General features: G+C 37.0%; 14 protein-coding genes and 1 rRNA gene. All 15 read left to right on the top strand.

From position 1 onward, the window contains the following. The first annotated feature begins 36 nt into the window (after nt 1–36). A complete protein-coding gene (gene hpt, locus ACK4M9_RS19875) occupies nt 37–576 on the top strand; it encodes a hypoxanthine phosphoribosyltransferase (protein ID WP_409854473.1) in 540 nt (179 codons plus the stop codon). Nucleotides 577–647: 71 nt separating this feature from the next. Beyond that, nucleotides 648–2,645: an ATP-dependent zinc metalloprotease FtsH gene (gene ftsH, locus ACK4M9_RS19870; protein ID WP_409854401.1), complete on the top strand. Its 1,998-nt coding sequence runs from the start codon at nt 648–650 to the stop codon at nt 2,643–2,645. A gap of 115 nt (nt 2,646–2,760) precedes the next feature. Next, a complete protein-coding gene (locus ACK4M9_RS19865) occupies nt 2,761–3,528 on the top strand; it encodes a type III pantothenate kinase (protein ID WP_409854400.1) in 768 nt (255 codons plus the stop codon). 180 nt (nt 3,529–3,708) lie between these two features. Beyond that, nucleotides 3,709–4,587: an Hsp33 family molecular chaperone HslO gene (gene hslO, locus ACK4M9_RS19860; RefSeq protein WP_409854399.1), complete on the top strand. Its 879-nt coding sequence runs from the start codon at nt 3,709–3,711 to the stop codon at nt 4,585–4,587. Between the two features lie 181 nt (nt 4,588–4,768). After that, the gene (gene cysK, locus ACK4M9_RS19855; protein WP_409854397.1) at nt 4,769–5,692 is read left to right on the top strand and encodes a cysteine synthase A; all 924 of its coding nucleotides are present in this window, start codon (nt 4,769–4,771) and stop codon (nt 5,690–5,692) included. 212 nt (nt 5,693–5,904) lie between these two features. Continuing rightward, nucleotides 5,905–7,278: an aminodeoxychorismate synthase, component I gene (gene pabB / locus ACK4M9_RS19850; protein ID WP_409854470.1), complete on the top strand. Its 1,374-nt coding sequence runs from the start codon at nt 5,905–5,907 to the stop codon at nt 7,276–7,278. A gap of 12 nt (nt 7,279–7,290) precedes the next feature. Continuing rightward, nucleotides 7,291–7,863 carry an aminodeoxychorismate/anthranilate synthase component II gene (gene pabA / locus ACK4M9_RS19845; RefSeq protein ID WP_409854396.1) on the top strand — a complete coding sequence of 191 codons (573 nt, stop codon included), beginning with the start codon at nt 7,291–7,293 and terminating at the stop codon, nt 7,861–7,863. Nucleotides 7,864–7,868: 5 nt separating this feature from the next. Next, nucleotides 7,869–8,729 (top strand): aminodeoxychorismate lyase, encoded by an 861-nt coding sequence (gene pabC / locus ACK4M9_RS19840; protein ID WP_409854394.1) that lies wholly within the window; start codon nt 7,869–7,871, stop codon nt 8,727–8,729. A gap of 7 nt (nt 8,730–8,736) precedes the next feature. Continuing rightward, the gene (folP, locus tag ACK4M9_RS19835; RefSeq protein ID WP_409854392.1) at nt 8,737–9,579 is read left to right on the top strand and encodes a dihydropteroate synthase; all 843 of its coding nucleotides are present in this window, start codon (nt 8,737–8,739) and stop codon (nt 9,577–9,579) included. After that, nucleotides 9,572–9,937 carry a dihydroneopterin aldolase gene (gene folB / locus ACK4M9_RS19830; protein WP_409854390.1) on the top strand — a complete coding sequence of 122 codons (366 nt, stop codon included), beginning with the start codon at nt 9,572–9,574 and terminating at the stop codon, nt 9,935–9,937. Before folP ends, folB begins: the two co-directional genes overlap by 8 nt. Continuing rightward, on the top strand, nt 9,930–10,463 hold the full coding sequence (gene folK, locus ACK4M9_RS19825) for a 2-amino-4-hydroxy-6-hydroxymethyldihydropteridine diphosphokinase (RefSeq protein WP_409854388.1): 534 nt from the start codon (nt 9,930–9,932) through the stop codon (nt 10,461–10,463). The genes folB and folK overlap by 8 nt, the downstream gene beginning before the upstream one ends. Continuing rightward, on the top strand, nt 10,415–10,621 hold the full coding sequence (locus tag ACK4M9_RS19820; protein WP_409854386.1) for a helix-turn-helix domain-containing protein: 207 nt from the start codon (nt 10,415–10,417) through the stop codon (nt 10,619–10,621). The genes folK and ACK4M9_RS19820 overlap by 49 nt, the downstream gene beginning before the upstream one ends. A 22-nt stretch (nt 10,622–10,643) precedes the next feature. Then, on the top strand, nt 10,644–11,636 hold the full coding sequence (dusB, locus tag ACK4M9_RS19815; RefSeq protein ID WP_409854385.1) for a tRNA dihydrouridine synthase DusB: 993 nt from the start codon (nt 10,644–10,646) through the stop codon (nt 11,634–11,636). 240 nt (nt 11,637–11,876) lie between these two features. Then, nucleotides 11,877–13,367: a lysine--tRNA ligase gene (gene lysS, locus ACK4M9_RS19810; RefSeq protein WP_409854384.1), complete on the top strand. Its 1,491-nt coding sequence runs from the start codon at nt 11,877–11,879 to the stop codon at nt 13,365–13,367. 348 nt (nt 13,368–13,715) lie between these two features. Next, nucleotides 13,716–13,805: ribosomal RNA gene (locus ACK4M9_RS19805) — 16S ribosomal RNA — on the top strand; the annotation flags it as partial.

The raw sequence follows: 13,805 nt of genomic DNA, 5'->3' as shown, positions 1-13,805 counted from the left end.
TATACATTACTTTTAGGGGGTTAATAACAAGTCATGATGAGAGATGAAATTAAAGAAATATTAATATCTGAAGAGGAAATCCAAGCAAAGATTAAAGAATTAGGGGCAGCGCTATCTGATGAATACCAAGATCGTTTTCCGCTTGTAGTTGGTGTACTAAAAGGCGCAATGCCATTTATGAGCGATTTGATTAAAAGGATCGATGCCCATTTAGAGTTAGATTTTATGGACGTATCTAGCTATGGCAATGAATTGGTTTCTTCTGGTGAAGTAAAAATAATTAAGGATTTGAACACTTCGGTAGAAGGAAGAGATGTATTAATTATAGAAGATATTATCGATAGTGGATTAACTTTAAGCTATTTAATTGACTTATTCCGTTATAGAAAAGCAAAGTCGGTGAAGGTTGTCACATTATTGGATAAGCCTGAAGGTCGTAAAGTCGACTTAAAGCCTGATATGACTGGATTTATTGTTCCTGATGAGTTCGTTGTTGGCTATGGTTTAGATTACATTGAACGTTACCGCAATCTGCCTTATATCGGTATTCTGAAGCCAGAAATTTATCAGAGGTAATTAATTGTGGATAAGATGACTTTTGTGATACTATTATTTAAGCTTTATTCGCCAGTGGGAGGAGGTAAAGGATGAATCGAATTTTTCGAAATACAGTCTTTTATTTATTAATCTTTTTAGTAATTGTCGGCATAGTAAGTTTCTTTAATGGGCCGCCAACAGACACAAAGGATATGAAGTACGGTGAATTTTATGACCACTTAAAAAAAGGTGAAGTAGGTCCTAGTACTATACAACCTGTGAGGAATGTATATGTTATTCGTGGAACGCTTAAATCTGCTCCTGAAGGAGAAACTTTCGTAGTTAATGTTCCGGCATCGGACATTGCTCTTTCTGATATTCATGAAACCGCCCAAAGAGGTGGCATTGAGTTAGAAGTTCTAGAAGCTGAACAAACGAGTGGTTGGGTCACATTTTTTACGTCAATTATTCCTTTTGTGATTATCTTTATCTTATTCTTTTTCCTTTTAAGTCAAGCACAGGGTGGCGGAAGCCGTGTTATGAACTTTGGGAAAAGTAAAGCAAAGCTTTATGACGATAAAAAGAAAGCGAAGTTTACAGATGTAGCAGGCGCTGACGAAGAAAAGCAGGAACTTGTAGAGGTTGTTGAGTTTTTAAAGGACCCTCGCAAATTTGCTGCTATTGGTGCTCGAATTCCTAAAGGCGTCCTTTTGGTAGGTCCTCCAGGGACAGGTAAAACTTTACTTGCCCGAGCTGTTGCAGGGGAAGCAGGTACACCATTCTTCTCAATTAGTGGTTCAGATTTTGTTGAGATGTTTGTTGGGGTAGGTGCCTCGCGTGTTCGTGACTTATTTGAAAATGCCAAGAAAAATGCGCCTTGTATTATTTTCATTGATGAAATTGATGCAGTAGGTCGTCAACGTGGTGCAGGACTTGGTGGAGGTCATGATGAGCGTGAACAAACCTTAAATCAACTATTAGTTGAAATGGATGGCTTTGGAGTTAATGAAGGGATTATCATTATTGCGGCAACAAATCGCGCAGATATCTTAGATCCAGCATTACTTCGTCCAGGTCGATTTGATCGCCAAATTTTAGTCGGCCGTCCTGACGTTAAAGGTCGTGAAGCAGTGCTTGAAGTACATGCTCGTAACAAGCCTTTAGCAGGAGATGTAAACTTAAAAACGATTGCAACTCGTACCCCAGGATTTTCTGGTGCTGATTTAGAAAACTTATTAAATGAGGCTGCTTTAGTTGCTGCCCGTCGTGATAAGAAGAAAGTCGATATGAATGATATTGAAGAAGCGATTGACCGCGTTATTGCTGGACCTGCTAAGAAAAGTAGGGTCATTTCTGAAAAGGAAAAGAATATCGTTGCCTACCATGAAGCTGGTCACACGGTAGTAGGTGTAAAGTTAGAGAGTGCTGACTTAGTTCATAAAGTAACGATTGTTCCTCGTGGTCAAGCTGGGGGCTATGCGGTAATGCTTCCGAAAGAAGATCGTTATTTCATGACAAAACCAGAGTTGTTAGATAAGATTGTAGGTTTATTGGGTGGACGTGTTGCCGAGGAAGTGATTTTCGGTGAAGTCAGTACAGGTGCCCATAACGATTTCCAACGTGCTACAGGGATTGCCCGTAAAATGGTCACTGAATACGGAATGAGTGATAAGTTAGGCCCAATGCAATTTGGTTCTGCTCAAGGAGGCAATGTATTCCTTGGTCGAGATATTAATAATGAGCAAAATTATAGTGATGCAATTGCATATGAGATTGATCAAGAAATGCAACGCATAATTAAAGAGAGCTATGAGCGATGTCGTACAATTTTACTCGAAAATAAGGATAAGCTTGAGCTAATTGCTAAAACATTATTAGAGGTAGAAACTTTAGATGCTGAGCAAATTAAAGCATTAATGACTGAAGGAAAACTTCCTGAAGATCACCACTCTAATAAGAAAAACGTAGATACAACTGCTGAAGGCGATGTGAAAGTGAATATTAACGCGAAGAAAGACGAAGTTAAGCCTTCACAAACTCCTGATTCAGAAGAAGCATTTCTTCCGTCTGAAAACGAAGAAAAGCTGGATGATAACAAAAAAGAGTAACGTGAAAAGGTGTCTTCATAAGACACCTTTTTTCACATTAGGTTATTCATTTTTTGAGGATAAGTAATTATAATAAAAAGGCGTTAAATAAAACCTAAAAGCAGGTGACATTCAAATGATATTTGTTTTAGATGTGGGAAATACAAACATCGTGTTAGGTGTGTACGATGGTGATGAACTGAAGTACCATTGGCGAATAGGGACGAATCGTCAGAAAACTGAAGATGAATATGGGATGATTATTAAACAGCTGTTCTCTTATGAAGGTTTAAAAACATCGGAAATTGAAGGGATCATTATCTCGTCAGTTGTACCACCAATCATGTACTCCCTAGAGAGTATGTGTAAAAAGTATTTTTCCGTAACACCAATGGTTATTGGACCAGGAATAAAAACAGGATTAAATATTAAGTATGACAATCCAAAAGAAGTAGGAGCCGATCGAATTGTAAATGCTGTGGCAGCAATCGATTTATACGGTAGCCCACTTATCATAGTTGACTTTGGAACTGCAACTACATATTGTTATATAAATGAAGAAAAACAATATATGGGAGGCGCTATAGCTCCTGGAATTGGTATTTCTACAGAGGCCCTGTATACACGCGCCTCTAAGTTACCTCGAATTGAAATTGCAAAACCCAAAAATATTATTGGCAAAAACACGGTGACCGCAATGCAAGCTGGCATTTTATATGGTTATGTTGGACAAGTTGAAGGAATTGTAACTAGAATGAAACAACAAGCCAATGGAAATCCTAAAGTGATTGCAACAGGTGGCTTAGCTCCGTTAATTGCTAATGAATCAACAATGATTGACATCGTTGATCCTTTTTTAACATTAAAGGGATTACAAATGATCTATACTAAAAATTTAGAGTAATTTATAAGAGGATGTTTCGAGGCGGTCAGTCACCATTATGGAGTCAAACCAATTTGATACAGCCTCTTCATTGTATTACGATTTTAACAAAGACTACGTAGCAACATAATTTACACCAAAGCTAATGGTGCAAATAAGCAACTGGCTTAAGTTTTTCTAATGAGTAAAGGCGGGAAAAAAATGACAGATTATTTAGTTAAAGCTATTGGATTTGAAGGTAAAGTAAGGGCATACGCCATTAAAACGACTGATATGGTTGGTGAAGCAGTTAGACGTCATCAAACTTGGCCAACAGCTTCTGCGGCACTTGGGAGAGCTATGACTGCTGCAACAATGATGGCTGCCATGTTAAAGGGTGAAGAAAAACTAACTGTAAAAATTGAAGGAGGAGGTCCAATTGGTGCGGTCATAGTTGATAGTAATGCCAAAGGGGAAACAAGGGGTTATGTTGGAAACCCGAAAGTTCATTTTGACTTAAATGAGCATGGTAAATTAGATGTCGCTCGCGCAGTTGGTAAAGATGGCTTGTTAGCCGTTGTCAAAGATCTTGGTATGCGTGATCATTTTACAGGTAGTGTTCCGCTTATATCAGGTGAGTTAGGTGAGGATTTCACTTACTATTTCGCTTCGTCAGAGCAAACACCAGCTTCTGTTGGTGTAGGAGTTTTAGTTAATCCTGATGAGTCAATTCTTGCTTCTGGTGGCTTTATCATTCAATTAATGCCAGGTGCTGATGATGAAACAATCACCTTTATTGAAAAAAGGCTTGGTACATTGCCCCCAGTTTCAAAGCTTATAGAAGCAGGGATGCCACCTGAGGAACTCCTTTATGCTCTTTTAGGTGATGAAAATGTTAAAGTTCTTGATAAGATGGATGTAATATTTAAGTGTACTTGCTCCAAAGAGAGAATAGCTCAAGCGTTATTTAGCTTAGGAAAAGTAGAACTCACTGAAATGATTGAAACAGATGGCGGCGCTGAAACTGAATGCCATTTCTGCAATGAGAAATATCATTTCACGAAAACTGAACTAGAAGAGCTAAGGGAAGACGCCAACTAGTCAACTTTTCTCTGTCGTTAAATTACATAAATATCCCGATAGAGAAGTATATTCTTAGTTGTAGGGGATTTTTTTCCAAAAAAGTATATTGACAGTTTCTAAATCCTCTGATAAATTAATATTAATTAAACCAATGAATTTACTCGGTATTAAAATAAAATAGCTCGAGGAGGAAATTAATATGAAGGTAGCAAACTCAATTACGGATTTGATTGGTCAAACACCATTGGTTAAACTAAATCGTCTTGTTACAGAGGATCATGCAGATATTTATTTAAAGCTTGAATATATGAACCCAGGTAGTAGTGTTAAAGACCGTATTGCCCTGGCAATGATTGAAAGTGCAGAAAAAGATGGAAGATTAAACGAAGGAGATACTATTATTGAGCCAACTAGTGGTAACACTGGAATTGGTTTAGCGATGGTTGCTGCTGCTAAAGGATACCGTACCATTTTGGTAATGCCAGAAACGATGAGTTTGGAGCGGCGTAATCTACTTCGTGCATATGGAGCAGAGTTAGTTCTTACTCCAGGACCAGAAGGTATGGGGGGAGCTATTCGTAAAGCTACAGAATTAGCAAAAGAGAATGGATATTTCATTCCTCAACAATTTGAGAATGAGGCAAACCCTGAAGTGCACCGTTTAACGACTGGTAAAGAACTACTTGAGCAAGTTGGTGATCAATTAGATGGTTTCGTTTCAGGAATTGGAACAGGAGGAACAATCACTGGTGCAGGTGGAGTTTTAAAAGAGAAATTCCCGAATTTGCACATTGCTGCAGTTGAACCGACTGACTCACCTGTATTATCTGGTGGAAAGCCTGGCCCTCATAAAATCCAAGGTATTGGTGCAGGATTTGTTCCAGATATTTTAAACACAAACATTTATGATGAAGTTATTCAAATTTCGACCGAAGAAGCCTTTGAATTTGCGCGCCGTGCTGCTAAAGAAGAAGGTGTTCTAGGCGGTATTTCTTCAGGAGCTGCTATTGCGGCAGCATTAAAAGTAGCGAAAAAGTTAGGCAAAGGCAAAAAAGTCGTAGCAATTATCCCTAGTAATGGAGAACGATATTTAAGTACACCATTATATCAATTTGAAGATTAATAATTCGAGGCAGTCCCATTGGGGCTGCTTTTTAGTATTATCGTGCTTTCCTGCTTTTAGTATCCCGGACATTAATGATAAAATATATTTAGAAAAAGCAGATAGACTAATAAAAAAGTGTTATTTGGAGTGTGGATGTCATTTTGGGACAAAAGATAAATAATCAAATTATACAAAGGTTTCCACTTGGTAAGTCTTTATGTGCGAAAGAAATGGACTGGTTTGGGAAATATAAGGAACTTTCAGAAGGTAAAGTACATCATACTATTTTAGAAAGTGGCCGAGGTGGAAACTATAGCATCATCGGTCTTGACCCTTGGGCGGTTTTAACGGGTAAAGATGAAGAGTTGCTGATAAATATTAACAATGAAGTGTATAAAAAAACTGGGCCGCTCTTAAGGTCAATGAAAGAATGGTTGAGTCATTTCAAAACTGAAGTGGATAATGATTTACCAGAATTTCAAGGTGGAGCAGTTGGTTTTATAAGTTATGATCTTGTGAGACAGATTGAAGAGTTACCGAATTCAAGCGAAGATGACTTACAAACGGAAGATATATACTTCTTATTGTTTGATGATTTATTGGTATACGACCATAAAAAAGAGCTGTTTTGGATAATTACTCATTATCAAGATGGTAAAAAGGCAGAAGCAGAAATGCGTCTAGTTGAACTAGAAAAGCTTTGGACAAGTCCTATAAAAGAAAGGCGTTTCGAGGATGTTGATGTAGAAGAAGATAACCATTGGGAAACATCACTTTCGGAAGAAGAGTTCAAGAAAGCAGTAACAAGTATTCAAGACTATATTGCAGCGGGTGATGTTTTTCAAGTGAACTTATCAGTGCGCCAAGCGAAAAAGTTACAGACTGATCCGCTACATATATATGAAAAATTACGACAACTAAATCCTTCACCATATATGTCTTACTTCCATACGCCAGAGGTGCAATTAGTGAGTAGTTCCCCGGAATTGTTAGTAAAGAAACAAGGAGAGGACATTAGTACTCGACCAATTGCTGGTACAAGATCTCGAGGGAAAAATTCTGAGGAAGATGAATTATTAGCACGAACGCTAATTGAAAACGAAAAAGAGAAAGCTGAGCATGTGATGCTAGTAGACCTAGAGAGAAATGATTTAGGAAGAGTTAGCCGGTTTGGATCTGTCGAAGTAAATGAACTGATGGTCATTGAAAAGTATTCGCACGTCATGCATATCGTTTCAAATGTCCGTGGGAAGCTTGACTCGTGCTATGATTTATTTGATGTTATTGAAGCTACTTTTCCAGGAGGGACAATAACAGGGGCTCCAAAAGTTAGGACGATGGAGATTATCGAAGAACTTGAACCAGTGCGACGGGGTGTTTATACTGGCTCTATCGGATGGATCGGTTATAATGGTAATATGGAATTAAATATTGCGATTAGAACATTGGTAGCGAAAAATGGTTTTGCTTATGTTCAAGCTGGTGCAGGGATTGTAATTGATTCTGATCCAGAGGCAGAGTACAAAGAATCATTAAAAAAGGCAAGGGCTTTATGGAAAGCAAAAGAGTTGAGTGAAGTAGAGAATAGTAAAGTGAAGAGCTGAGGAGGAGTAAAAATGATTTTAATGATTGATAATTATGACTCATTTACGTATAATCTTGTTCAATATTTAGGTGAAATGGGCCAGGAGTTAATTGTAAGAAGAAATGACAAAATTAGTATCGAAGAAATTGAACGTTTAAATCCTAAATACCTTATGGTTTCACCCGGACCATGTAGTCCAAATGAGGCAGGTATTAGTTTGGAAGCAATTAAACATTTCGCTGGGAAAATCCCTATTTTTGGTGTGTGCTTAGGACATCAAGCAATTGCTCAAGTTTTTGGCGGTGATGTTGTTCGCGCTGACCGTCTCATGCATGGTAAAACATCAGAGATGTCCCATGATGCAAATACGATTTTCAAAGGAATGCCTTCACCTTTTACAGCGACAAGATATCATTCTTTAATTGTAAAAAGAGAAACGCTTCCGAATTGTTTTGAAATAACAGCAGAAACGGCTGAAGGTGAAATAATGGCCCTACGTCATAAAGAATTACCGATTGAAGGCGTGCAGTTTCATCCAGAGTCAATTATGACAGTCGAAGGAAAAAAGCTATTAAAAAATTTCATTGAACATTATTCGAGGTAACTCAAATGTATATATATATGAATGGAGAGTTTGTTTTACAAAAAGATGCAAGAATTTCTCCTTTTGACCATGGTTTTTTATATGGACTTGGCGTATTTGAAACTTTTCGTACCTATGATGGTCATCCATTTTTATTGGATGACCATTTTCAACGCTTAGCTTGTAGTGTAAAAGAACTGAATATTATACTTCCATTGGATAAAAACGATCTTTTGAAGATTATTGAGCAACTATTGAAAATTAACAAGTTGCGGGATGCATATATAAGGTTTAATGTTTCCGCGGGAGAAGCTCCAATTGGTTTACAAACAGAAGTGTATAATAATCCAAATGTTATTGCATTTATAAAGCCGATTATTGGTCAAATGTTGCACGCAAAGAAAGCTATTTTCCTAAATACTGTTAGAAACACACCAGAAGGTACTATCAGATTAAAGTCACATCATTACTTAAATAATATTCTTGGGAAACGAGAAGTTCCTGATCAAGATACTGAAGGTATATTCTTAACTAAGGATGGTTTTGTAGCCGAGGGTGTTGTCTCAAATGTTTTTTGGGTTAAAAATGGACATGTCTATACTCCCTCAGTAAAGACAGGGATCTTAAATGGCATTACCAGAAAATTCGTTATTGAGTTATTGAAAAAGAACGATATTCCATGTCATGAGGGTTTTTACAAAGCTGAAGAAGTATTGGAAGCTGATGAGGTCTTTATTACCAACTCGATTCAAGAAATCGTATCGATTACGATGGTGAATGGTTTTGAGTATTCTTCATCTGAAATAACTCAATTATTACAGGAGTTTTATGATGATTATAAAACGAAACGCCTTTGTGGAATAAAAGAGATAGAAGAAAGGAGTTAATTGTCTTATGAACAAAACGAACTTAATGAAGTTTGGAATACACGAATTAGATTTTTCGAAGAAAACCTTCATTATGGGTATTCTAAATATAACTCCAGATTCATTTTCAGATGGTGGTAAATACAACGATATAGATTTAGCTGTTTTAAGAGCAATAAGAATGGTAGAGGAAGGGGCTGACATCATCGATATTGGTGGTGAATCGACCCGTCCCGGTGCAGTGAAGGTAAGTGCGGAAGAGGAACTCGCTCGTGTAATCCCAATTATTCAGGCGGTTTCTAATGTTGTTGATATTCCAATATCAATTGATACGTATAAGTACGAAGTAGCGAAACAGGCGATAAAAGCCGGTGCAACTATTATCAATGATGTATGGGGAGCGAAAGCTGAGCCGAAAATAGCTGAACTTTCTGCTAACTATAAGTTGCCAATTGTCTTAACCCATAACCGTGATAACAAAAACTATACAAACCTGATAAATGACATGATCGCTGATCTACAAGTGAGTATTGCGATTTGTGAACAGGCAGGTGTTGAACACGATAAAATTATTTTAGACCCAGGCATTGGTTTTGCTAAGACGTATGACCAAAATATTGAGGTTATGCAAAATTTAGATAGAATTACTGCTTTGGGTTACCCAGTATTGTTAGGAACTTCAAGAAAATCAATGATTGGTATGGCTCTAAACTTACCGGCAGAAGAACGTCTAGAAGGAACTCAAGCGACGGTTTGTTATGGAGTAATGAAGGGTTGTCACATTATGCGTGTCCATGATGTGTTACAAATTTCAAGAACTGCCCAAATGATGGATGTATTAATGGGAAGAAGTGATTTAAGAAATGGATAAAATTTTATTGAATCAGTTAGAGTTTTATGGCTACCACGGTGTGTTTCCAGAAGAGACTAAATTGGGACAACGTTTTATTGTTGACGTTATCTTAGAAGCGGACCTTAAGGATGCTGGAAAAACAGACGATTTAACAAAAACGATAAACTATGCAGAAATTTATGAAGTAGTTAAAGAGGTAGTTGAAGGTCCCCCGTATAAGCTTGTTGAAGCAGTGGCCGAAAAGATTTCTAACGATATATTAAGCCGCTTTACTTTAGTTTCAATTTGTACAATAAAACTAATCAAGCCTAATCCGCCAATTGTCGGGCATTATCATTCTGTAGCTGTTGAAATAACGAGAAGTCGATATGAATAAAGGCAATATAGTATATGTTTCATTAGGTTCAAATATGGGAGACCGCCTAGAGTTTTTAAGATATGGTGTGATGAATTTAAATGAAAATGTAAATATAACCATAAAAAATTGTTCGTCTATATATGAGACAACACCAGTTGGTTTTTTAGATCAAGCGGATTTTTTGAATATGGTTGTTGAGCTTGAGACTTCATATACTCCTCTAGAGCTATTAAAATGTACCCAAGAAATTCAAAGGAAATCAGGAAGGAAATTCAATATTAAATGGGGTCCACGAACATTAGATCTTGACATTTTACTATATAATCAAGAAAATATTGAAATGGAACAATTAATTGTTCCCCATCCGAGGATGTTTGAACGAGGTTTTGTTATGGTGCCTTTAAAGGAAGTTGCTCCATCTCTCTACTTCAGCGCTATCAAAAAGTCAATTCAAGAAGTGTATCAAGAATTATTAGATAAAGAAGGTGTTCGATTATGGAAGAATCCATTTGGGGAAGAAGAATTAGAGCATTTCGAAAACTAAAAGGCTATACTCAGGAACAACTTGCGACAGAGTTGGGAGTATCAGTATCGGTATTAGGAGAAATCGAACGAGGAAATCGAATCCCTTCTGAAGATTTGATTAATCAAATATCTTTAGTTTTAAAAGTTGCTAAAGAAGACTTAAATTCAATTAACTAAATTTAGATAGGGGGTGGCATCCATGTTGAAAATAGGTGACATTACTATGAAAAACCCTGTTGTATTAGCTCCAATGGCTGGTGTGTGTAACCCGGCATTTCGATTAATTGCTAAAGAATTTGGAGCAGGGTTAGTATGTGCAGAAATGGTTAGTGACAAGGCGATCCTCTATAAAAATGAAAAGTCATTAAGAATGCTATATGTAGATGAACGGGAAAAACCATTAAGTTTACAAATTTTCGGTGGTGATAAAAAAACGTTAGTTGAAGCTGCAAAAGTAGTAGACCAACAAACGAATGCTGATATCATTGATATAAACATGGGTTGTCCGGTTCCGAAAATTACCAAGTGTGATGCTGGAGCGAAATGGCTTTTAGATCCAGATAAAATATATGAAATGGTAGCAGCTGTTGTTGATGTCGTAAAGAAACCTGTAACGGTGAAAATGCGCATGGGTTGGGATGAAGAGCATATCTATGCAGTTCGAAATGCACAAGCTGTTGAACGAGCTGGGGGCAAAGCAGTTGCTGTTCATGGCAGAACTCGTGTGCAAATGTATGAGGGAACAGCAGATTGGGATATTATTAGGCAAGTAAAGGAATCCGTAAATATTCCAGTTATCGGCAACGGTGATGTGAAAAGCCCTCAAGACGCTAAACGGCTATTAGAGACAACTGGCGCTGATGGAGTGATGGTTGGAAGGGCAGCATTAGGTAATCCATGGATGTTGTATCGAACGGTACAATATTTAGAAACTGGTGAATTAGCTCCCGATCCATCTCTTCGAGAAAAAGTCGATGTGTGCATGCTGCATTTAGATCGTCTCATTGACCTTAAGGGAGAGTATGTAGCTGTTCGTGAAATGAGAAAGCACGTTGCATGGTATGTTAAAGGCATGAAAGGTGCATCAAAAATTAAGGATCAAATTAACCAATTTAATTCTAGAGAAGAGATTAAAGAAGTTTTATATGGTTTTGTTAGTGAAATCGAAGCTAATGAGTCAATAACAAAGTAATTTGACAATCTAACTTATGTAACCTATAATACCTCTGTAATTGGTAACTGCCAGCAAGACGCTGGCAGTTTTCTTATACAAAGGCAATTATATCTTTTTTAGTTGCACGTTTAATCGCATTATTGAACAAAGCATGGATTAAATAATTAAAATTATACATTTAATTGGAAATGGACATACAAGATAATAAACTTATTACATACATAAATGTTGCTAATAAATTGTTAGGAGATGAGATAAATGACAAATGAATTAGAATTGAATGATCAGTTGCGAGTGCGGAGAGAGAAGCTCAAAAACTTATTTAACGAAGGGTTAGATCCTTTTGGGAAAAGATTTGAGCGAACATATACAGCCGAGAAGATGGAAGTGGAGTTTGAAGGTTTAACAAAAGAAGATCTAGAAGCAAAGGAAATTGAAGTCACTATCGCTGGTCGTATTATGACTAAAAGAGGAAAAGGTAAAGCTGGGTTTGCTCATTTGCAAGATCTTACAGGACAAGTTCAAATCTATGTACGTCAAGATGCAGTTGGTGAAGAACAATATGCTATTTTTGATACAATTGATATTGGTGATATTGTTGGTGTGACGGGAACTGCATTCAAAACGAAGGTAGGAGAGTTATCAGTTAAAGTAAAAGAATTTCAATTGCTAACAAAATCACTACGTCCCCTTCCTGACAAGTTTCATGGATTAAAAGATGTTGAACAAAGATATCGTCAACGTTATGTTGACTTAATTATGAATCCTGAAGTGAGAAAAACGTTTGTTACTAGAAGTAAAATTCTTAAGTCGATGAGAAACTATTTAGATTCTAACGGCTACTTAGAAGTAGAAACGCCAATGATGCACTCAATTGCTGGTGGAGCTTCAGCTAGGCCATTCATTACTCATCATAATGCGTTGGATATGGAATTATACATGCGTATTGCAATCGAATTACATTTAAAGCGTTTAATTGTTGGTGGGCTTGAAAAAGTATATGAAATCGGACGAGTATTTAGAAATGAAGGGGTTTCTACAAGACATAATCCAGAATTTACAATGATTGAATTATACGAGGCGTATGCTGATTATAAAGATATTATGGCTCTTACTGAAAATTTAGTTGCTCATATCGCAGAAGAAGTATTAGGGAAAACAACTGTTCAATATGGAGATTATGAAGTTGATTTAAAGCCGCAATGGAAAAGACTTCACATGGTAGATGCGATTAAAGAGTATGCAGGTGTAGATTTTTGGAGAGAGATGACGGACGAAGAGGCTCGCCAGATTGCTAAAGAACACAAGGTTCCAGTTAAAGAAACAATGACATATGGTCATGTAGTTAATGAATTTTTCGAGCACTTTGTTGAAGAAAAGTTAATCCAACCTACATTTATCTTTGGGCACCCGGTAGCGATTTCGCCTTTAGCCAAGAAAAATCCTGAAGATGAGAGATTTACTGATCGTTTTGAATTATTTATTGTTGGTAGAGAGCATGCCAACGCGTTTACTGAATTGAACGATCCGATTGATCAACGTCAACGTTTTGAAGCGCAATTAGAAGAACGTGCCCAAGGTGATGATGAAGCTCATATGATGGACGATGATTTTGTAGAAGCGTTGGAATACGGCATGCCTCCTACTGGTGGACTTGGAATTGGCATCGATCGTTTAGTAATGTTATTAACAAATGCTCCTTCAATTAGAGATGTTCTGTTATTCCCACAAATGAAACATAAAGAATAAAAAATATAGAAATATGGAAGTAGTCGATTCGTAGCTTTTACGGATCGGCTTTTTTTCTTTAAATACTCAAATTAAGATAAGAAGAAATAGAATAACTGGAACAGGAGAAGTTGATAAAAAGTTATTGACTTTTATATTTGTACATGATAAATTATTACTTGTCGCTTCAAGACACCATCAAAAACTTTTCAACAAACGTTATTGACATTGTTTTGTTGCTATGTTATATTAATAAAGTCGCCGATGAGCGAATATTGTTCTTTGAAAACTGAACACACAGCCAAGCGAATTAAAGAGATAGTAATATCTCGTCAATGTAACAAAATTTTTTGAGCTATATCAAACACTTTTATGGAGAGTTTGATCCTGGCTCAGGACGAACGCTGGCGGCGTGCCTAATACATGCAAGTCGAGCGGAGTTGAAAAAAAGTTTACTTT

It is taken from the genome of Anaerobacillus sp. (assembly GCF_046314235.1).
GTDB lineage: Bacteria > Bacillota > Bacilli > Bacillales > Anaerobacillaceae > Anaerobacillus.
Note: the sequence above shows the minus strand (reverse complement) of the source record. Positions and strands in the feature narration are given on the sequence as shown.